The sequence below is a fragment of the Streptomyces sp. NBC_00691 genome (genome assembly GCF_036226665.1).
Taxonomy (GTDB): domain Bacteria; phylum Actinomycetota; class Actinomycetes; order Streptomycetales; family Streptomycetaceae; genus Streptomyces.
This window is the reverse complement of the sequence record NZ_CP109007.1, coordinates 1,842,619-1,862,284: the sequence shown is the minus strand read 5'-3', so window position 1 is coordinate 1,862,284 and position 19,666 is coordinate 1,842,619. Positions and strand designations below refer to the sequence as shown.

General features: G+C 73.2%; 16 protein-coding genes. 10 read left to right on the top strand and 6 right to left on the bottom strand.

From position 1 onward, the window contains the following. Nucleotides 1-348: 348 nt before the first annotated feature. Nucleotides 349-621, top strand: a complete 273-nt coding sequence (locus OG392_RS08305) for a hypothetical protein (RefSeq protein ID WP_329277144.1) — start codon at nt 349-351, stop codon at nt 619-621. Between the two features lie 173 nt (nt 622-794). Here the strand turns inward: OG392_RS08305 and OG392_RS08300 are convergent, their stop codons facing one another. From OG392_RS08300 to OG392_RS08290, 3 genes are all read right to left on the bottom strand, one after another. Further along, entirely contained in the window at nt 795-1,991 is a 1,197-nt protein-coding gene (locus OG392_RS08300) for a CaiB/BaiF CoA transferase family protein (protein ID WP_329277142.1), read from the bottom strand. 74 nt (nt 1,992-2,065) lie between these two features. Beyond that, nucleotides 2,066-2,884 (bottom strand): ABC transporter permease, encoded by an 819-nt coding sequence (locus OG392_RS08295; RefSeq protein ID WP_329277140.1) that lies wholly within the window; start codon nt 2,882-2,884, stop codon nt 2,066-2,068. Next, nucleotides 2,881-3,819: an ATP-binding cassette domain-containing protein gene (locus OG392_RS08290; protein WP_329277138.1), complete on the bottom strand. Its 939-nt coding sequence runs from the start codon at nt 3,817-3,819 to the stop codon at nt 2,881-2,883. Before OG392_RS08290 ends, OG392_RS08295 begins: the two co-directional genes overlap by 4 nt. Nucleotides 3,820-3,882: 63 nt before the next feature. Here OG392_RS08290 and OG392_RS08285 point away from each other — a divergent pair, with 63 nt between their 5' ends. Further along, complete coding sequence (locus tag OG392_RS08285; RefSeq protein WP_329277136.1) at nt 3,883-4,620, top strand: TetR/AcrR family transcriptional regulator; 738 nt, start codon at nt 3,883-3,885, stop codon at nt 4,618-4,620. Here OG392_RS08285 and OG392_RS08280 read toward each other — a convergent pair. From OG392_RS08280 to hmgA, 3 genes are all read right to left on the bottom strand, one after another. After that, nucleotides 4,607-6,010, bottom strand: a complete 1,404-nt coding sequence (locus OG392_RS08280; protein ID WP_443054712.1) for a type ISP restriction/modification enzyme — start codon at nt 6,008-6,010, stop codon at nt 4,607-4,609. The two genes, OG392_RS08285 and OG392_RS08280, sit on opposite strands and share 14 nt — an antisense overlap. 61 nt (nt 6,011-6,071) lie before the next feature. Further along, nucleotides 6,072-6,821 carry a GntR family transcriptional regulator gene (locus OG392_RS08275; protein ID WP_329277134.1) on the bottom strand — a complete coding sequence of 250 codons (750 nt, stop codon included), beginning with the start codon at nt 6,819-6,821 and terminating at the stop codon, nt 6,072-6,074. A gap of 40 nt (nt 6,822-6,861) precedes the next feature. Further along, on the bottom strand, nt 6,862-8,193 hold the full coding sequence (gene hmgA, locus OG392_RS08270) for a homogentisate 1,2-dioxygenase (protein WP_329277132.1): 1,332 nt from the start codon (nt 8,191-8,193) through the stop codon (nt 6,862-6,864). A 202-nt stretch (nt 8,194-8,395) separates the two neighbouring features. Here hmgA and OG392_RS08265 point away from each other — a divergent pair, with 202 nt between their 5' ends. From OG392_RS08265 to OG392_RS08230, 8 genes are all read left to right on the top strand, one after another. Beyond that, entirely contained in the window at nt 8,396-10,684 is a 2,289-nt protein-coding gene (locus OG392_RS08265; protein ID WP_329277130.1) for a right-handed parallel beta-helix repeat-containing protein, read from the top strand. Continuing rightward, the gene (locus tag OG392_RS08260; protein ID WP_329277128.1) at nt 10,681-11,490 is read left to right on the top strand and encodes a hypothetical protein; all 810 of its coding nucleotides are present in this window, start codon (nt 10,681-10,683) and stop codon (nt 11,488-11,490) included. The genes OG392_RS08265 and OG392_RS08260 overlap by 4 nt, the downstream gene beginning before the upstream one ends. Further along, complete coding sequence (locus OG392_RS08255) at nt 11,487-12,875, top strand: hypothetical protein (protein WP_329277126.1); 1,389 nt, start codon at nt 11,487-11,489, stop codon at nt 12,873-12,875. Before OG392_RS08260 ends, OG392_RS08255 begins: the two co-directional genes overlap by 4 nt. Nucleotides 12,876-13,047: 172 nt before the next feature. Further along, entirely contained in the window at nt 13,048-13,677 is a 630-nt protein-coding gene (locus OG392_RS08250; protein WP_329277124.1) for a TetR/AcrR family transcriptional regulator, read from the top strand. A gap of 83 nt (nt 13,678-13,760) precedes the next feature. Then, complete coding sequence (locus tag OG392_RS08245) at nt 13,761-15,962, top strand: molybdopterin oxidoreductase family protein (protein WP_329277122.1); 2,202 nt, start codon at nt 13,761-13,763, stop codon at nt 15,960-15,962. Between the two features lie 119 nt (nt 15,963-16,081). Beyond that, nucleotides 16,082-17,560 carry a CitMHS family transporter gene (locus tag OG392_RS08240; protein WP_329277120.1) on the top strand — a complete coding sequence of 493 codons (1,479 nt, stop codon included), beginning with the start codon at nt 16,082-16,084 and terminating at the stop codon, nt 17,558-17,560. 146 nt (nt 17,561-17,706) lie between these two features. Continuing rightward, nucleotides 17,707-18,399, top strand: a complete 693-nt coding sequence (locus OG392_RS08235; protein WP_329277117.1) for a hypothetical protein — start codon at nt 17,707-17,709, stop codon at nt 18,397-18,399. Further along, on the top strand, nt 18,386-19,216 hold the full coding sequence (locus OG392_RS08230; protein ID WP_329277115.1) for a class F sortase: 831 nt from the start codon (nt 18,386-18,388) through the stop codon (nt 19,214-19,216). Before OG392_RS08235 ends, OG392_RS08230 begins: the two co-directional genes overlap by 14 nt. Nucleotides 19,217-19,666 lie beyond the last annotated feature (450 nt).

Genomic DNA, 19,666 nt, shown 5'->3' with positions numbered 1-19,666 from the left:
CTCGGGGCCGTCGGCGGCGAGGACCCCGGGCCGTCGGCGGTGCGGTCCCCGGTCGTCCGAGGCGCGTGCCCGTACCGCGTGCCGCGCGGCGGGAGCGATCTTGGTGGTGGAGATCACACCGGTCCGGGTGCGCGGGGACCCGGGTCCGGAGGGCAGGATGGTTCGTGACGGTTCGGCAGGTGTTCGAAATCCTGTCCAACTCGCCCTGGAATCAGATGGATTCGGACGGTGACCGTCAACCCCCGTACGAGTGCCGTGAATCCCGTCGCCGGGATACACGGGTGTCACCGCGGGGCGATAGGGTTAACCTGCCCTGGGTCGGGTGCCCTTGTACGGGTGGGGAGTGACATGGAACAGATAGCAATGCGCAGCAGGCCGCGAGTGCCTGCCATCACCTGCGGGAGCAGCGCGACGAGTTCGCGGCTCGACCGTCATCTCGCGGTGCTCGGCGGTCCCGCCCTGCCCCAGCGAGAGGTGGCCGAGGCGACACTGCTGATGCGTGAACTGACCTCGCGTACGCCCGAGGTGCCGGTGCACGGGCACCGTAGCCGCAGCGCGCGGGTCTCGCTCTTCGCCCCGCTCCGCCGCCTGCGCCGTTCCCTCTTCGGAACGCGCCGCTAGGAGCCGGGCGCAGCGGGCCGAGCAACCCCGAGGTTCCCGCCCGCCACCGCCCGGTCGCCCGTACGACTCCGACCGCACAACTGCCTGGCCGCACGACTGCGACGTCGCCGGACGTGTCCCCGCCCGTCCGGCGATCAGTCGTACCCGGCCGCGGGCCCGACCCCGCACGGCCCTCAGGCGATCACCCCCGCGGTCCTCAGCTCCTTCACCTCCGCCTCCGCCACCCCGAGTCCCCCGAGCACCTCGTCGGTGTCCTGTCCGAGGGACGGGATCCGGTCCATGCGCGGCTCCGGCGCGTCCGGGAAGACGATCGGCGGCAGCAGCGAACGCAGCGGCCCGACCTGCGATGCGACCTCCCGCCAGCGGTCACGGGCCGTCAGCTGGGGGTGGTCCGCCAGCTCCGCGACCGAGTTGAGCCGGGCGCAGGCGATGCCCGCCGCGTCGAGCCGGGCCAGCGCCTCCGGCGCCGTCAGCGGGGCCAGCGCGCCGGCGACCGCCGCGTCCGTCGCCGCCCGACCCGCCACCCGGGCCGTGTTCGTCGCGAAGGCCGGGTGGTCGGCCAGGTCCGGGCGGCCGATGACCCGCTCGGCGAGCCGTCGCCACTCCCGGTCGTTCTGCACGGAGAGCAGCACCAGACCGCCGTCCGCCGTCGGATAGGCGTCGTACGGGGCGATCACCGCGTGCGCGAGCCCCGTTCGCGCCGGGGGCGTACCCCCATGCATGCCGTAATGCAACGGGTGCCCCATCCACTCGGCGAGCGAGTCGAGCAGGGAGACCTCCACCGGCCCGCCCCGGCCGGTCGTGCCGCGCCGGACGAGCGCGGCGAGGACACCGGAGAAGGCGTACATCCCGGCGGCGATGTCCGCCGCCGGGATCCCGGACTTGACCGGCTGCCCCGGCGTCCCGGTCACCGACACGAGACCCGCCTCGCACTGGACGAGCATGTCGTACGCCCGCTTGTGCGCGTATGGTCCCTCCGCCCCGTACCCGGAGACGTCCACCGCGATCAGCCGCGGATGCGCGGCACACAGCGTGGCGGCGTCGAGGCCGAGCCGGGCCGCCGCCCCCTGCGCGAGGTTCTGCACGAAGACGTCCGCGCCGGCGACCAGCCGCCGGGCGAGGGCGAGACCGCGCGGGTCCTTGAGGTCGACCGCCACGGACTCCTTGCCCCGGTTGCACCACACGAAGTGGGAGGCGAGGCCCCGCGCGGCGGTGTCGTACCCCCGGGCGAAGTCGCCGCCGTCGGGGCGCTCGATCTTGACGACGCGGGCGCCGAGGTCGGCGAGCTGCCGGGTGGCGAACGGGGCGGCGACGGCCTGCTCGACGGCGACGACCGTGATGCCTTCGAGGGGGAGTGGCTGAGTGCTCATGAAAGCCCTGCCTACCCTGCGGGGCCGGTCCTTGTCACCCGGGGGCATGTCACCCCGTGAGGGGCCCGGGGCCGTCAGCCCCGGGTGTAGCGGCGGACCGCGAGCGGGGCGAAGACGGCGATCAGGCCCAGCGACCAGATCAGCGCTCCCGCCACCGGGTGGGCCACCGGCCAGGCCGCGTCGGCCGGGGCGGGCGCGTTCCCGAAGAGGACCCGTACCGCCGTCGTCACCGCCGAGATCGGGTTCCACTCGGCGACCGTGCGCAGCCAGCCCGGCATGCCGTCGGTCGGGATGTACGCGTTGGAGAGCAGCGGCAGCATGAAGGTGGCGCTGCCCAGCTGACCCGCCGCCTCCTCGCTCTTCGACGCGAGGCCGAGCAGGATGCCCACCCAGGTCGTCGCGAGACGGAAGAGCAGCAGCAGGCCGAAGGCGCCCAGGGCCTCCGGCACCGGCCCCTCGATCCGCCAGCCCATCGCGAGCCCGACCAGGAGGAGCGGCACGGTGCCGACGGCGGCGGTCACAAGGTCGGCGAGGGCCTGCCCGAGCGGGACGGCGGACCGGCTCACGGGCATGGTCCGGAAGCGGTCCATGACGCCCCGGTGGGCGTCCTGGGCAGCCTGGAACATACCGGTCATCAGGCCCCCGGCCGCCGTCGCGACGAGCAGGCCCGGCACCAGGTGGGACCGGTACTCGGCGCCCGGCATGGCGAGCGCGCTGCCGAACACGTACCCGAAGAACAGCAGGAACACGACCGGCATCGTCTGTGTCATCACGGTGATCGCGGGCGCGTGCCGGATGCGCAGCAGATGGCGGCCGAGGACGGCCGTCCCGTCGTGGACGAGAGCGGTGCTCACCGGGCGGGCTCCCTGCTCCTGGACGAGAGCGGTGCTCATGCGACGAGTTCCTTCCGGTCGGTGAGGCGCAGGAACACCTCGTCGAGGGTGGGCGGGCGCAGCGAGGCGTCGACGACGAGGACCCCGGCCGCGTCGACCTCGCGGACGATCCGGGGAAGGGTGAGCGTGCTGTCCGTGGCCACCGCGCCCACCGTGCGCCGCTCGGCGTCCAGGACCGGAGCCGAGCCGGTCAGCCGGTCGAGGACGGCCGCGGCCGCTTCGAGGGCCGAGGGGTCGGCGACGACGACCTCGGCGTAGCTGCCGACGAGCGCCTTGAGTCCGGCCGGGGTGCCGCGCTGCGCCACGCGCCCCTCGTCGATCAGGACGATGTCGTCGGCGAGCTGGTCGGCCTCCTCCAGGTACTGCGTGGTCAGCAGGACCGTGGTGCCCCGGGACGCCAACCCCCGTACGGCGTCCCAGATCCCGTTCCTGCTGTGCGGGTCGAGCCCGGTCGTCGGTTCGTCGAGGAAGAGGACCCGCGGCGGTACGAGCAGGCTCGCGGCCAGGTCGAGCCTGCGCCGCATGCCGCCGGAGTAGGTGCGGGCGGGGCGCCCTGCGGCCGCCGTGAGGCCGAACTGCTCCAGGAGTTCGTCGGCGCGGGCGCGCGGGGCGCGCAGCAGCCGTGCGAAGAGCCGCAGGTTCTCGGCGCCGGTCAGGTCCCCGTCGACGGAGGCGTACTGCCCCGTGACCGAGATCCGCTTCCGTACCCCCGCCGGGTCGCGGATCACGTCGTGGCCGGCCACCAGCGCGCTGCCCGCATCGGGCTTCACCAGGGTCGTCAGGACGCGGACGGCGGTGGTCTTGCCGGCGCCGTTGGGGCCGAGGACGCCGCAGACCGAGCCCTCGGGGACGGCGAGGTCGAGGCCGCGGAGGGCGTGGACCTCGCCGTACCGCTTCTGCAGACCCTCACTAAGTACAGCGTACGTAGTAGTCATGGCGTGACCATACCGCACTACGTACGGTGTACGTAACTACGATGGGGGGCGAGGTGATGATCCATGGCGGGCCGAGCGGCCGAACCGGAAGTGATCTGGGCGCGGCCCGAACGCGCGGGCCGAGGCCCGAAACCGGCGTACAGCCGGCGGGACATCGTGGACGCCGCCGTGCGCGTCGCCGACACGGACGGCATCGACGCGGTCTCCATGAGGCGGATCGCCGCCGAGATCGGCTGCGGCACCATGTCGCTCTACAACTACGTCCCCCGCAAGGAGGACCTGTACGAGCTGATGGTCGACGCGGTCAGCGGCGAGTACGCGCTCCCCGACGAACCCAGCGGCGACTGGCGCGCCGACATGACCGGGATCGCCCACCAGAGCCGCGCGATCATGTACCGGCACCCCTGGCTGGCCCGGGTGATGACCACCGCCTACGGATTCAGCCCCAACGCCCTGCGCTTCCTGGAGTGGTGCCTCGGCTGCCTCGTCCCGCTCGACGTCCCCCCGGGGCTGAAGATGCAGCTGATCGCCATGGTCAACGGCACCGTGATGGCGACCGTCGCCAACGAACAGGCCATCGCCGAACGGGCCCGCGGACTTCCCTGGTCCGAGGAACAGGAACAGGCGGTGCGCGGCGCCTACCTCATGGGGCAGGTCGCGAGCGGGCGGTACCCGCACCTCGCCGGACTGCTCGCCGAGGCCCCTGCCGCCCCCGTCGACCCGGACGAGATCTTCGCCCTGACCATCAGGCGCCTCCTCGACTCGTTCGCACCGCCCGAGGGTCCCGTCACGGCAGCATGAACTGGCCCTCCGGGCCCTCCTCCTGATGGTCGAGCACGGAGGCGGGGCGGCGGGACCCGGCCGGCGGAGGCAGGACGCCCGCCGCCCGCAGCTCCTCCAGGCCCGCGGAAGACGCCTCCGATGGGAGGGCGTCCGAGGCGAGGGCGTCCGAGGCGAGGGCCTGTGAGGTGAGGGCCTGCGGGGTGAGGGCCGCCCGCTCCGGTTCCCGTGCGCCGAGCAGCGCGAGCACGGTGACCAGGTCGAGCAGCTCCGAGGTCCACTCCTGCGGCCAGGCCGCCGGTCCGATCGCATCCAGCGACCCGGGCTCCGCGGGGGCGGCCCGGTGCGCGAACCACTCCTCCAGGACCCGCGCCCCGCCGACGCTGAACTCCCAGGCCTCCACCGGTACGGGCGAGATACGGCCCTCGTCGAGACGGAGCGTCTCGTCGGCCGCGTCGTACGTCAGCGTCCCGGGGTGCGGCGGCACCGCGGCCCGCACGTACGGACGGCGCCCGCCCGGCAGTCGCGGCTTCGTCCCGGTCAGCGCGCCCCGGACCTGGACGTCGACGAGGTCCCGGCCGAGTGCCACCCCGGCCGCCCAGACCTCCGGGTCCTCGGGGAGCGGCACCCGGCATCCCGCGGGGGAGGGGAGGGCCGCCGCCACCGTCCACGCGAGCCACTCCAGGGCGTCGACCTCGTGCCCGTACCGCGCGCCGAGGAAGCCGAGGAGGCCGGGGGCGAGGTTCGGCTCCAGGCCGCCGGGGCGCCGGAACAGCGGACGGATCCGGCCCGGCCTGCCCGCGGAGGAGCGGCCCTCGGGCAGCGCGGCCGTGACCAGCAGCGCGGGGCCGGCCGCACCGGGCACATAGCCCTGTTCGACGGCGAAGAGCTGCGGCGCGCCGACGACCCGCCACAGCTCGGGCCGTGCGGTGTCGATCAGCCGGTGGTCGGGCAGCAGCAGCTGCTCGTCGAACGGTCCCCGCGCGACCCGTACCGGCTCCGGGCACGGTCCCGGCTCACGGGCCCAGCGCGCGGTCCCGGTCCGCTGGCCCGGCAGCGCGGCGACCGCGCTCGACGGGGTCCGTGCCCGGCTGGGGCGGAACAGGGCCTCCCGCTCGGCGTCGCCCTCGGCGGCCGCCAGGCGGTCCCAGCGGGACCGCAGCGTCCGCGCGTCCGGCGCCACGATCCACGAGCGGCCGAAGCGCAGCGGCGCCACGGACCACGGCATGAGGTCGTCGAGGAGCGGGAGTCCGGCGGTCGCGACGGCCCGCGGCGCGTCGGTGCGCGGGGCGTCGGTGCGAGGGGCGTCGACGGGCGCGCCGGCACGGGGGAGGCCGGCGGCGGGCGGCGCGTCGGCGAGGGGCGGCAGATCGGCGTTGTTCGCTCCGGGGGCTTCCGTCACGCCCCGCATGCTAACGACCGCCGTCCGTGGGTCTCCACCGTCCGGAAGGACCGGCCTCACGCCACCAGGCCTACTGGGCCTCGACCGTGACCGTGAAGGAGAAACGGTCGCCCCGGTACCGGATGCGCGCCACGTCGACGACCCTCCCCTCCGCGTCGTACGTCACGCCGGTGTAGTGGAGGATCGGCGAGAGGAGCGGGACCTCCAGGAGCGCCGCCGTCTCCGGATCGGCGAGACGGGCCTCGACCGTGTCCGTGATGCGGCTGATGCGCACCCCCACGACGTCCCGCAGCACCTTCGTCATCGGCCAGCGCTCCAGATCGGCCGGGTCGATCGCGGCGGCGAGCTCGGGACGCACCGCGTTCTCGGCCCAGTTGGTCGGCTCGCCGCTCTCCCCGTCGCGGCGCAGCCGCCGGTACGCCACGATCTCCGTCAGATCGGGGAAGTGCTCGGCGAGCTCACCCGGCACCGCCCCGGGGCCGTGCCCGAGGACCGTCGTCCGCTCGCCCGACTGCTGGGCCACGATCGCGTCGATCGAGCCCAGCAGCCGGCGCGGGGTGGAGCGCCGGGCGCCCGGTTCGATGAAGGTCCCGCGCCGCCGGTGCCGGCTGATCAGGCCCTCCTCCTCGAGTTCCTTGAGGGCCTGGCGCATCGTGAGCACGCTGACGCCGTAGTGCGCCGCGAGCTGCTCCTCGGTGGGCAGCCGCAGCGAGGCGTCGGGCGTGCGGCCCAGTATCGAGGCGCGCAGCGACTGCGAGACCTGATACCAGAGCGGCAGCTTGCGGTTCAGGACCAGCGAGTCGGGTGCGAAGGCGGTCACGGGTTCTCCGTACGAAGGCTACGGGCTTACGGCCGAGACACTACGGCCGAAAGTGGCGCTCAAGACCCTGCCATACGTCGTCGTACCCCTTCTGCAGGTGGTCGGCGCCCGCGGCCTGCGGGGTCGCGGTCACCGGCCAGCGGGTCTCGAACATGAAGGCGAGACCGTCGTCGATCTTCTGCGGCTTCAGCTCGGCGGCGCTCGCCCGGTCGAAGGTCTCCCGGTCGGGGCCGTGCGCGGACATCATGTTGTGCAGGGAGCCGCCACCCGGCACGAAGCCCTCCGCCTTCGCGTCGTACGCGCCCTCGACGAGGCCCATGTACTCGCTCATCACGTTGCGGTGGAAGTACGGCGGCCGGAAGGTGTCCTCGCCGACCAGCCAGCGCGGGGCGAAGACCACGAAGTCCACGCTCGCGAGCCCCGGGGTGTCGGAGGGCGAGGTGAGGACCGTGAAGATCGACGGGTCGGGGTGGTCGTACGAGATGGTCCCGATGACATTGAAGCGGTGCAGGTCGTAGACGTACGGGGTGTGGTTGCCGTGCCAGGCGACGACATCGAGCGGCGAGTGGCCGTACGTCGCCGACCAGAGGTTTCCGCAGTACTTGTTGACCACCTCGACCGGGCCCTCGACGTCCTCGTAGGCGGCGACCGGGGCCCGGAAGTCACGGGCGTTGGCGAGGCCGTTGGCGCCGATCGGGCCGAGGTCGGGGAGCTGGAACGGAGCCCCGTAGTTCTCGCAGACGTAGCCGCGGGCGGTCTCGTCCAGGAGGTCCACGCGGAAGCGGACCCCGCGCGGGATCAGCGCCGTCTCGCCCGGGTGGACGGCGAGCAGGCCCAGCTCGGTGCGGAGGAGGAGGCCGCCGCGCTCCGGGACGATCAGCAGCTCGCCGTCGGCGTTTCCGAAGACCCGCTCCATGGAGGTGTTCGCGTGGTAGAGGTGGACGGCCATGCCGGACCGCTGGGTCGCGTCGCCGTTGCCGCCGAGGGTCCACAGGCCGGCCAGCCAGTCGGTGCCGGGGGCCGGGTCGGGCAGCGGGTTCCAGCGCAGCCGGTTGGGGTCGGGCACGGTCTCGTCGAAGGGCGCGGAGCGGATGTCGCCGTTGTCGATCCGGGTGAACGGCGGGTGCGCCGCCGAGGGGTGGATCCGGTAGAGCCAGGAACGGCGGTTGTGCGCCCGCGGCTCGGTGAACGCACTGCCGCTGAGCTGCTCGGCGTAGAGGCCGAGCGGCGCCCGCTGCGGTGAGTTACGGCCGTGCGGCAGTGCCCCGGGGATCGCCTCCGAGCTGTGCTCGTTGCCGAAACCGGTGCTGTAACCGAGCGCCTCGGCCGTCTTCCTGGCCTGCTCGCGCCTCTCGGCCTGCTCCGTGGTCATCGCCCGCTCCTGTCCTGAGCCCACAAGGGAAGCCCACAAGGGAATCCTATGCATGACCGTAGGATTCCGCGCGGCTCACGTCAACGGGTCGACGGGGGCCGGTGGCCGGAACGGCACGCCGGCCTCCGGCCGCGGAGCCCCCGGAAAACGGTTGCCGCGCGAGGGGGTCAAAAAAGATGAACAATGCTCTACTCTCACGCGCATGTCCTGGACCCGAAGGTTCGTCCTCGCGCTCTCGGTCGTGCTCGCGGCCCTCGCCGCGGCCCTGCTCACCGCCCCCGGGGCCCAGGCCCACGAGGAGCGGCCCGTCACCCTCCCCGACGGCTCCGGCACCGTGCCGAAGCTCCGCACCGGAGAACCCGACCTCCTCGTCTGCAAGACCGACCGGACCGCCTTCGAGCGCCGGATCTCCGGCTTCCCCGCCACCCTCAAGGCCCGCAACCTCAGCCTCTACGAGCGCTGCGCCCGCGAGGGCTACCGCCACCTCCAGCAGGCCGTCGACGCCGTCGACCGGCCCGGCCTCACCATCGCGATCCTCCCCGGCCTGTACGAGGAGGAGCCCTCGCTCCCCGCGCCCACCGGAGCCTGCGCCACCCTCGACGCGCCCAAGTCCTCCCTCGGCTACCAGATCCTCAGCTACGAGCAGCAGCGCCAGTGCCCGCACAACCAGAACCTCGTGGCCGTCCTCGGCAAGAAGAACCTCCAGATCGAGGGCACCGGGGCCTCCCGCCTCGATGTCGTCATCGACGCCAAATACCAGAAGCTCAACGCCCTGCGGGCCGACGGCACCGACGGCGTCTACTTCCGCAACTTCACGGCCCAGCGCACCACGTTCAACTCGCTGTACGTCCTCGCCGCCGACGGCTTCGTCATCGACGACGTCCTCACCCGCTGGAACGACGAGTACGGCTTCCTCACCTTCGCCTCCGACCACGGCCTCTACAAGAACTGCGAGTCCTACGGCAACGGCGACTCCGGCATCTACCCCGGCTCGGCCTCCAACATCAACGACGGCCGCGGCTACGACGTCCCCCGCTACTCCATCGAGATCACCGGCTGCCGCAGCCACCACAACATGGTCGGCTACTCCGGCACCGCCGGAGACTCCGTCTGGGTCCACGACAACGAGTTCGACCACAACATGGGCGGCGCCTCCATGGACTCCGCCTTCCCCGGCCACCCCGGACTGCCGCAGAACCACGCCCGCTTCGAACGCAACCTGATCCACGACAACAACCAGAACTACTACCCGTACGTCGCCGACGGCACCTGCGCCAGACCGCCCGTCGAGCGCGGCTACGAACAGGGCGTCGTCTGCCCCCAGATCTCCATGCCCCCCGGCACCGGCATCATCACCGCCGGCGGCAACTGGAACCTCTACGAGAACAACTGGGTCTACGGCCACCAGCGCGCCGCCTTCTACCTCAACGCCGTCCCCGCCTTCATCCGCGGCGAATCCGCCTGGGGCAAGCAGACCGACACCTCCCACCACAACCGCTACGCCGACAACCACCTCGGCGTCGACAAGAACGGCGCCGCCCGCCCCAACCGCACCGACGTCTGGTGGGACGGCCAGGGCGGCGGCAACTGCTGGCAGCCCGACACCGGCGCCGCCAGCCCCGGCGCCCTCCCCGACTGCGGGGCGCGCCGCGGTGACGTCTCCGGCGGCGGCGACCGGCTCATCGGCGAACCCGTCAAACTCGCCCAACTCCTCGTCTGCGCCGACTACAACGTCCAGGCACGCCGCCTCCCGGCAGGCTGCGACTGGTACGGCGCCCGCGGCCTCCAGCGCGTCGAGACCCAACTCGCCCTCGGCAGCTCCCTCGTCCTCGCCCTGGCCGGCTTCGCCCTCTGGTGGCGCCGCCTGCGCGACCATCGCCTCGCGGGCGTCGCGACCCTCATCGGCCTCGCGGGCCTCGCCCTCGACGTCGCCGGCTCGACGCTCGCCCTCACCCCGACCGTCGTCCCGGCCCTCGCCCTGCTCCTCACCGGCGTCTGGTGGACCCTCCTCGGCCTCGCCCTGCGCCCCGCCCGCCCCGTCCTCGCGTGGACGACCGTCGTCCTCGGCGCCCTCACCCTCCTCGACGCCTTCGACAAGGCGATCCTGATGGTCCCCGGCATCCCGCTCAGCCCCGCCTGGCTCCGCCTGCTCCTGGGCGTCGTCTGGGTGCTGTGGGCGGTCGTGGCGGCGGGAGCCCGCGGCCCGGCCCCCACGGACCCCACCCCGAAGCCCGCCGCCGACCACGCCCCCGACCCTGGCCCTGACCATGCCCAGGTGCATGGACCTGACCGCGACACCGCGAAGAGCCAGAGCGCTGGGCCGGGCGCGGTTCCGGGCGCGGCTCCGGACGCGGCTCCGGGCGCTGAGCCGGGCGCGGGTCCGGACGTTGGGCGTGGCGCCGGTCCCGAGGCGGGTCCGGGGGTGAGTGCGGCCCCAGGGACGGGCGGCGCCCCGGCCGAGACTCGTCCGCACGGCGAGGCCACGGCATGAGCCGGCCGCTCGGCGGTGCCTCCCGCCCGTCGCTCGCCGCGGCCCTGACCGCCCTCCTGGCCGCCGCCCTGCTCCTCACCGGCTGCGGCGGCCGGGCCACCACCCACCACAAGCCCGGCACCAGCCACGAGGAGGCCACCGGCGGCACCGGCACCCTGCTCACCGCGCGGGACGAGAGCGGGCACCGGCTCCGCGAACTCCCCGCCGCGCAGGCGCCCACCGTCCGCGTCGATACCCGCCCCGACACCGAGGGCGGCTGGAACGTCCACCTCACCGTGGAGAGGTTCCGCTTCACCCCCGACAGCACCGGCGGCGCGGCCCTCCCGGGCCGCGGCCACGCCCGCCTCCTGATCGACGGCCGCGAGGCCGGCCGCCTCTACGGCCCGTGGGGGTACGTGCCGGCCGGCACCCGTACCCTCACCGTCCGCCTCCACGCCGACGACCACACCGCCTGGGCCGTCGCCGGCGCCCCCGTCCAGGTCACCGTCCGACTGGACGGCGCCGCACCCCCGAGCCCCGCACCGAAACCCCGGCCGACCGCCACCGGACGCACCGTCGACATCACCGTCTCCGGATCGACCGTCCAGCCACCCCCCTCCCGCGTCGAGTTGAAGAAGGGCGAACTCCTCACCCTCCGTGTCACCAGCGACCGCGCCGACACCCTCCATGTGCACGGCTACGACCGCGAACTCCCCCTCTCTCCGCACACCCCGGCCACCCTCACCCTCACCGCGGACCGCACCGGCCTCTTCGAGGTCGAGACCCACGAGTCCGGGCTCCTGCTCACCCAACTCGTCGTCCGATGACCGGCCCACTCACCCACGCCGCCCCACTCGCCCACGCCCACGGGCAAGCCGAAGCCCACCTCCAGGCCCACTCCCTCACCGGCCAGGCCCACGCCCTCACCGCCGATCCCGGCCTCGGTCTCGGCCTTCCGCTCGCCCACGGCGTGGGCTCCCGGCACGACCTCCCCCTCTCGCCCTTCTACGCCTACGCGGGCGCCTTCGCCGCGCTCCTCATCTCCTTCCTCGCCCTCGGCCTGCTCTGGTCCTCCTCCCGTTTCCGCGGAGACCTGTCGGGCCGCCCGATCCCCGCCGCCCTCCAGCGGATCGCCGACGCCCCCGCCACCCGCACCGCGCTCCGGCTCCTCGGCGCCGTCGCCGCCCTCGTCCTCCTCCTCCACCTCCTCCTCGGTCCGGACGACCCCGACCGCAACCCCGCGCCCGGCGCCCTCTACGTCCTGCTCTGGGTCGGACTCGTCCCCGCCTCCCTCCTCCTCGGCCCCGTCTGGCGCCTCCTCAACCCCCTGCGCGCCGCCCACTCCCTGCGCCCACCGCGGAACCCCCGCCCGCTGCCCGCCGCCGTCGGCATCCGCCCCGCCGCCCTCGGGCTCCTCCTCTTCACCTGGCTCGAACTGGTCGCCCCCGACAACACCTCCTCCGTCACCCTCCTGATCGCCCTCGCCGTCCACACCGGCGTTCAGCTCATCGGCGCCGCCCGCTACGGCGACCGGTGGTTCGCCCATGCCGACCCCTTCGAGGTGTACTCCTCCCTTCTCGCACGGCTCTCCCCGCTCGGCCGCCGTGCCGACGGCCGGCTCGTCCTCCGCTCCCCCTTCCACGGCCTCGACGCCACGCCGCAGACCCCCGGTCTCGTCGCCACCGTCTGCGTCCTCCTCGGCTCCACCGCCTACGACGGCCTCTCCAACAACCCCCGATGGATCACCACCCTCCAGACCTCACCCCTCGGCCCCGTCCCCACCGCCACGCTCGGCCTGCTCGCCGCCGTCGCCCTCGTCGCCGCCTGCTACGGACTCTGCGCGGGCGCCCTCCGTCTGATGCACCGCACTCTCACCAATCCGCTCACCTCCTTCGCCCACTCGCTCCTGCCCATCGCCCTCGGCTATCTCGTCGCCCACTACTTCTCGCTCTTCGTCACCGAAGGGCCACGCACAGTCATGATGGCAGGGGGTACTGACAACGCCCTCGCACCCGCCCCGTTCCTGGGCCCCGGGGGCCTCGCGACCCTCCAGGTCGCCGCGATCGTCACCGGTCACGTCCTCGGTGTCGTCGCCGCCCACGACCGGTCCGTGCGCCTCTTCCCGCCCGACCGTGCGGTCGCCGGCCAACTCCCGCTGTTCGCGCTGATGATCGCGTACACCCTCGGCGGCATCGGTCTGCTGATCGTCTGATCGCCCGCCAGTCCGATCACCGGCGCGCGTGAAGATCCCGGCGCCTCTTGCCGAGACCCGCTGGACCCGCCTCCCGGAGGTCACCCTCGGGAGCGGGTCGCGTTCGCGGGGGAGGCCGGCCCTCCGGGCTTCCGGGCCCCGCGAGGCCTCACAGGAGGGCCGGAACGGCATCATGGACCCCGTGCCCCAGTCCCACGCCCAGACCCCGTCCCCACTGCGCCGGGCCCCCGTGCAGCAGCGGAGCGCCGAGCGGCTCGCCCGGATCCTCGACACCTGCGCCGAACTGCTCGACGAGACCGGCTACGAGCAGCTGAGCACCCGTGCCGTCGCGGCCCGCGCGGGAGTCCCCATCGGCTCCGTCTACCGCTTCTTCGACAACAAGCGGGCCATGGTCTCCGCACTCGCCCACCGGAATCTCGACCGGTACGCCGAGCGGATCGCCGCCCACCTCGACGCCACCGCCGACCCCGACCCCCACGCCGCCATCGACGGAGTCCTCGACGAGTTCATCGCCATGAAGCGGACCGTTCCCGGCTTCGCCCTCGTCGACTTCGGCGTGCCTGCCGCCGAGGAGGCCGGCGAGGACCCCAACGGCCTGGTCGCCGAGCGGATCTGTGATCTGCTCGCCGCCCACCTCGGCCGGCCCGCCGACGCGACGCTGCGCCGCAAGGTCCGGGTCGGCGTCGAGACCGCCGACACGCTCGTCCGGCTCGCCTTCCGTGCCGCCCCCGAGGGCGACCCCGCCGTCATCGACGAGACCCGGCAGCTCCTTCACGCCTATCTCGCACCCTCCCTGTCGTAACCCTCCCGGCCGTGCCTACCGGTCGGTATGCTCGCGGCGGGCCGACGCCCCGGCCCGGACCCGACGCTGCCCCGGGAGACGCCATGCCCACCGCCCCGCGCATCTGCCCCCTCTGCGAAGCGACCTGCGGACTGACCCTGACGATCGACGGGTCCCGGGTCACCGGAGCGCGCGGAAACCGCGAGGACGTGTTCAGCAAGGGCTTCGTCTGCCCCAAGGGGGCCGCCTTTCCCGGCATCGACGCCGACCCCGACCGGCTCCGCGTCCCGCTGGTCAGGAAGGACGGGCGGCTCCAGGAGGCGACCTGGGAAGAGGCGTTCGACACGATCGCCACGAGAATCCGTCCGCTGATCGAGGAGTACGGGCCGGATGCCGTGGGTATCGTCCTGGGCAACCCCAATGTGCACACGATCGCCGGCGCCCTCTACCCGCCCCTGCTGATCGGTGCGTTGCGCACACGGAACCTCTTCACGGCGTCGACGATCGACCAGATGCCCAAGCACGTCTCCAGCGGCCTGCTGTTCGGAGACCCCTTCGCGATCCCCGTGCCGGACCTGGACCGCACCGATCACCTGCTGATCCTCGGAGCCAACCCGCTGGACTCCAACGGAAGCCTGTGCACCGCCCCCGACTTCCCCGGCAGGCTCAAGGCGCTGCGCCGGCGCGGCGGCACCCTCACCGTCGTCGACCCCCGGCGTACCCGCACCGCACGCGTCGCCGACCGGCACGTCGCCATCCGACCCGGTGGCGACGCGTTCCTCCTCGCCGCGCTCGTCCACACCCTCTTCGAGGAGGGGCTCACCGACCTCGGCCCGCTCGCCGCCCATGTGGAGGGGGTCGAGGAGGTACGGACGGCCGTACGGGAGTTCAGCCCGGAGGCGGTCGCCGACGCCTGCGACGTGGACGCCGACACCATCCGCGCCCTCGCCCGGGAACTCGCCGCGGCGCCCACCGCCGCCGTCTACGGACGGATGGGCAGCTCCACCGTGGCGTACGGCACCCTCGCCAACTGGCTCGTCGACGTCCTCAACATCCTCACCGGCAACCTCGACCGGCCCGGCGGCGCCCTCTTCCCGCTCTCCGCCACCGCACCCGCCCCGCGCCCCGCGGGACCCGGCAGGGGCTTCGCCCTCGGCCGTCGGCACAGCCGGGTCTCGCACCACCCGGAAGTCAAGGGGGAGTTGCCGATGGTCGCGCTCGCCGAGGAGATCGAGACCCCCGGGAAGGGCCGCGTCCGGGCGCTGATCACCGTCGCCTCCAACCCCGTCCTCTCCGCGCCCGACGGGGACCGCCTCGACGCGGCGCTCGGCTCCCTCGACCTGATGGTCGGCGTCGACCCGTACCTCAACGAGACCACCCGCCACGCCGATGTCCTGCTGCCGCCGCCCCCGCCCTCCCGGAGCGCCCACTTCGACTTCGCCTTCAACGCCCTCGCGGTGCGCGACCAGGTGCGCTACACCCCGGCCGCCGTGCCCCTGGAGGCGGACCGGATGGACGAGTGCGAGATCCACGCCCGGCTCATCCTCGCCGTCTCCGGGATGCACGGGGCGCCGCCGTCGGCCGTCGACCAGCTCGCGATCGACACGACCCTCGCCAAGGCGGTCACCCAGGAGCACTCGCCGGCCCACGGGGCGGACCCCGAGGAGTTCGCGGCGGCGCTCACCGGGGACAGCGGGCCCGAGCGCCGGCTCGACATGATGCTGCGCCTCGGCCCGTACGGGCTCACCCTCGACGAGCTGCGGGCCCACCCGAACGGTATCGACCTCGGCCCGCTCAAGCCGCGTCTCCCGCAGGTCCTCAAGACCCGCAGCGGACGCATCGAGCTGTTCGCCGCGCCGCTCGCCGCCGACCTGCCCCGGCTGCGTGCCGCGCTCGACGCCGTACCCGACTCCGGCAGCGTCCAGCTCGTCGGGCGCCGCCACCTGCGCTCGAACAACAGCTGGCTGCACAACACCCCCGCGCTCGGCGGCGGCACGAACCGGTGCACCCTCCAGGTGCACCCCGACGACGCGGCCCGGCTGAGGCTCGCCGACGGCGGCCTCGCGCGGATCAAGGGCGAGGGCGGCGATCTGGAGGTGCCGGTGGAGGTGACCGACGGGGTGCGCCCGGGAGTGGTGAGCCTGCCGCACGGCTGGGGTCACGACCGGCCGGGCACGCGGCTGGCCGTCGCGTCCGCGCGTCCCGGAGTCAACGTCAACCAGCTGCTCGACGGCTCCCGGCTCGACCCCCTGTCGGGGACGGCCGTGCTGAACGGCTTCCCCGTCGAGGTATCACCCCTGCCGTGACCTGGGGTTTTGCTCGTATTGCTCACGCGTCAACGTCTTGTTAACGGCAGAAGGGGGCACCTACCGTCATCCGGACCGCCGCTCGGCGGGAGTTCAAGGGTGAACGTGAGGTGTCCTCCATGCTGACCGTCCTCGGCTTCGCCATGATCGCGACGTTTCTGGTCCTGATCATGATGAAGAAGATGTCGCCGATCGCGGCACTCGTGCTGATCCCCGCGCTGTTCTGCGTGGTGGTCGGGCAGGGGGCCCAGCTCGGCGACTACGTCATCGAAGGCGTCGGCAAACTGGCACCGACGGCGGCGATGCTGATGTTCGCCATCGTCTACTTCGGGGTGATGATCGACGTCGGCCTCTTCGACCCGATCGTCCGGGGCATCCTGCGCTTCTGTAAGGCCGACCCCGTACGGATCGTCGTGGGTACGGCGGTGCTCGCCGCGATCGTGTCGCTGGACGGCGACGGATCCACCACCTTCATGATCACCGTCTCGGCGATGTATCCGCTCTACAAGCGGCTCGGGATGAGCCTGGTGGTCATGACGGGTGTCGCCGCCACCGCGAACGGCGTCATGAACACCCTGCCCTGGGGAGGTCCCACGGCCCGCGCCGCGACCGCGCTGAAGCTGGACGCCGGTGACGTCTTCGTGCCGATGATTCCCGCGCTCGGCATGGGCCTGCTCTGTGTCCTCGTCCTCGCGTATGTCCTCGGGCGCCGGGAGCGGAAGCGCATCGGCTACCTCACGCTCGACGAGGCCCTGGTGCCCGAGACCGACACGGCCCTCGTCACGGCGGGTGCCGGCGGTGGCAGCGGTGCCGGTAGCACCGGTGGTACGGGTAGTGCTGGTGGTACGGGCAGTGCCGGTGGTACCGGGGGCGGTGTCGTGGTTCTGAACAAGAAGCCCGTCGGCGGCTCCGGTGAGGCGCCGGGCGTCGTCGCCGGCTCCGGTCAGGACGACGGGTTCCAGGGCCTCGACCCGAACCGCGCGACCCTCCGTCCCAAGCTGTACTGGTTCAACGCCGGACTGACGGTCGCGCTGCTCGCCTCGATGATCCTCGAACTGATGCCGATCCCGGTGCTGTTCCTGCTCGGCGCCGCGCTCGCGCTCACCGTCAACTACCCGAACATGGCCGAGCAGAAGGCCCGTATCGCCGCCCACGCGGACAACGTCCTCAATGTCTCCGGCATGGTCTTCGCCGCCGCTGTCTTCACCGGTGTCCTCACCGGCACGGGCATGGTCAAGCACATGGCCGACTGGCTCGTCGGCGCCATCCCGGAGGGCATGGGCCCGCACATGGGCCTGGTCACCGGTGTGCTCAGCATCCCGCTGACCTACTTCATGTCGAACGACGGCTTCTACTTCGGTGTCGTCCCGGTCCTCGCGGAGGCGGGCGCCGCCCACGGCGTCTCGCCCCTGGAGATCGCGCGGGCCTCCCTGGTGGGCCAGGCGCTGCACATGTCGAGCCCGTTGGTCCCCGCCGTGTACGTCCTCGTCGGCATGGCGAAGGTCGAGTTCGGCGACCACACCAGGTTCACGGTGAAGTGGGCGGCCCTCACGTCGCTGGTCGTCCTCGCCTCGGGAATCCTCTTCGGCATCATCTGATCCGGTGCTCGGGTGCCGGGGAGTGGGCCGGACGGGTGGAGAGGAACGGCGATGCGACCGTGTCGCCACTCTCTGTGTCCAATTCGTGACAGATAGTCGGATTATCGCAGTAAGTATCCGATGGCCACGACTGGAGGACCCTCACCATGACGACTCCCCCCACCCGCGCTCTGCTCCGCGCGACCCTTGCCACCCTGGCGCTCGGCGGCGTGACCCTCGCCGGCGCCCCGACGGCCTTCGCCGCGCCCGGCGACAACGGTGACGTCAAGGTCCACCGGCAGGGCACCCCCGACACCAGCCAGGCCAACGAGCCCCAGGTCGGCTGCGTCTTCCGCTTCGCGGCCTTCAACTTCGACGGCCTGCAGAGCATTCAGTGGAACATCTACGAGCAGCCGGGCCGGCCAGGCAACCAGGATCCGTCGCTGAAGAACGGCAGCATCGCCGTCAACAGCGCCGGTGACGGGCACACGGACGACATCACCGGCCTGGCGTCCGGCATGTACAAGGTCGAGTGGACGTGGGTGGGCCAGAACGGCGCGGCGAAGTCGAAGGTCTTCCGCGTCAGCTGCCCGGACGGCGGCAACGGCGGGAACGGCAACGGGGGCAACGGCAACGGCGGAAACGGCAACGGCGGGAACGGCAACGGGGGCAACGGCGGCCAGAGTCACGGCCGGCCCCCGCACGGCCCGGTCGGTGCCGGCGGCGGCGGCAGCGCGGAAGTGGCCGCCGACGAGTCCTCCGGCTTCGGCGTCGCGGCGGCCGTCGCCGCCGGCCTCGCCGGTACGGCCGGACTCGTCCTGATCCGCCGCTCGCGCCGCCGCACCGATGGCGCGAAGTAGGTTCTCCCGCCTCTCGCGCCGGCAACGGCGGCTGCTCCGCCTCGCCAGGACCGTGACGATCGTCGCGGTCCTGGTGACCGGCGGAATCTGGTGGGCCGGGGACGACGAACCGGCCGAGACGGTACTCGCCGCCGGGTCGGGCGCAGGGTCGGCCGCCGCGCCGTCCGCCCCCGAGCGGCCCGCCGGCGCCTCGTCCGCTGCGGCCCCGTCCGCTTCGGCCCCGCCCGTTTCCGGGCGGGCCGGGGCGGCCCCGGCGGCCGGGGCGACGGCCGCGCTCGACCACAAGGCGAAGCCCGGGCCCCGGCCGAAGGCCGTGCCCTCGCCCCGTCCGTCGCCCCCGCCGGCGCCGCTGACCCGTTCGCGGCCGACCACCGTCGCCGTGCCCGCCGTGACCGTCGAGGCCCCGGTGATCGAACTCGGTCTCGACGCGGAGGGACGGCTCGCCACGCCGCCCGTCGACAACCCCCATGTCGTCGGCTGGTACGCGAAGGGGGTCACCCCTGGCGAGCGGGGGACCGCCGTCGTCGTCGGCCACCGCGACACCCGCACCGGGCCCGCCGTCTTCCTCAACCTCGACTCGCTCAGCCCCGGCAACACCGTCCGGGTCGCCCGCGCCGACGGCAAGGTCGCCGTCTTCACGGTCGACCGGGTTCGTACGTACGCCAAGGCCGACTTCCCCGACAAGGAGGTGTACGGCGCCACCGGGCGGCCCGAACTGCGGCTGCTCACCTGTGGCGGAGCCTTCGACCACAGCAAGGGCTACGAGGCGAACATCGTCGTCTTCGCCCACCTCACGGACATGGCCCAGGAACTCTGAACGACGGACCCCAGCCGCGTCCGTCGTCCACCGCGCCCCACCCGGTCGTCCGTCCCCGATCGCCGGCCCCGCCCGGTCGCCCGCCCCCGGCCGCCGGTCCCTCCCCGGTCGTCCGTCCACACCCCGGTCGTCCGTCCCGCGAGGGCGGGCGCTCCGCACGTCTCGCCTCCGGTCCTCCCCGCCCCCGGCGGGGAGGACCTTCGTCACTGTGGGGGCGATTCCGTGCGGGTGCCGGGACGTGGCGCGAGGCAAGGGGGCATCCGCCAGTTCCCGAGGGGGACGACTGTGCGGGACGTCCGTGGACAGGGCCGGGGAGGGGAGGCACGATCGGCGGGGTACGCGGTCGAGGGCCGGTGGGCCGCCGGTCGGTGTCCCGGTGAGACCGGGGGCACGTCCGGAGGCCCTGGCGCCCAAAAACTAACAGCGCTAGTTTGGGTGTCGAACCGGTCG

What these genes read in the sequence shown, in the direction of transcription:
- OG392_RS08260 (WP_329277128.1), top strand. Translation starts at nt 10,681, where the DNA reads ATGAGCCGGCCGCTCGGCGGTGCCTCCCGCCCGTCGCTCGCCGCGGCC.
- OG392_RS08290 (WP_329277138.1), bottom strand. Translation starts at nt 3,819, where the DNA reads ATGACTACTACGTACGCTGTACTTAGTGAGGGTCTGCAGAAGCGGTAC.
- OG392_RS08250 (WP_329277124.1), top strand. Translation starts at nt 13,048, where the DNA reads ATGGACCCCGTGCCCCAGTCCCACGCCCAGACCCCGTCCCCACTGCGC.
- hmgA (WP_329277132.1), bottom strand. Translation starts at nt 8,193, where the DNA reads ATGACCACGGAGCAGGCCGAGAGGCGCGAGCAGGCCAGGAAGACGGCC.
- OG392_RS08285 (WP_329277136.1), top strand. Translation starts at nt 3,883, where the DNA reads ATGGCGGGCCGAGCGGCCGAACCGGAAGTGATCTGGGCGCGGCCCGAA.
- OG392_RS08245 (WP_329277122.1), top strand. Translation starts at nt 13,761, where the DNA reads ATGCCCACCGCCCCGCGCATCTGCCCCCTCTGCGAAGCGACCTGCGGA.
- OG392_RS08295 (WP_329277140.1), bottom strand. Translation starts at nt 2,884, where the DNA reads ATGAGCACCGCTCTCGTCCAGGAGCAGGGAGCCCGCCCGGTGAGCACC.
- OG392_RS08255 (WP_329277126.1), top strand. Translation starts at nt 11,487, where the DNA reads ATGACCGGCCCACTCACCCACGCCGCCCCACTCGCCCACGCCCACGGG.
- OG392_RS08240 (WP_329277120.1), top strand. Translation starts at nt 16,082, where the DNA reads ATGCTGACCGTCCTCGGCTTCGCCATGATCGCGACGTTTCTGGTCCTG.
- OG392_RS08235 (WP_329277117.1), top strand. Translation starts at nt 17,707, where the DNA reads ATGACGACTCCCCCCACCCGCGCTCTGCTCCGCGCGACCCTTGCCACC.
- OG392_RS08265 (WP_329277130.1), top strand. Translation starts at nt 8,396, where the DNA reads ATGTCCTGGACCCGAAGGTTCGTCCTCGCGCTCTCGGTCGTGCTCGCG.
- OG392_RS08305 (WP_329277144.1), top strand. Translation starts at nt 349, where the DNA reads ATGGAACAGATAGCAATGCGCAGCAGGCCGCGAGTGCCTGCCATCACC.
- OG392_RS08300 (WP_329277142.1), bottom strand. Translation starts at nt 1,991, where the DNA reads ATGAGCACTCAGCCACTCCCCCTCGAAGGCATCACGGTCGTCGCCGTC.
- OG392_RS08230 (WP_329277115.1), top strand. Translation starts at nt 18,386, where the DNA reads ATGGCGCGAAGTAGGTTCTCCCGCCTCTCGCGCCGGCAACGGCGGCTG.
- OG392_RS08280 (WP_443054712.1), bottom strand. Translation starts at nt 6,010, where the DNA reads ATGCGGGGCGTGACGGAAGCCCCCGGAGCGAACAACGCCGATCTGCCG.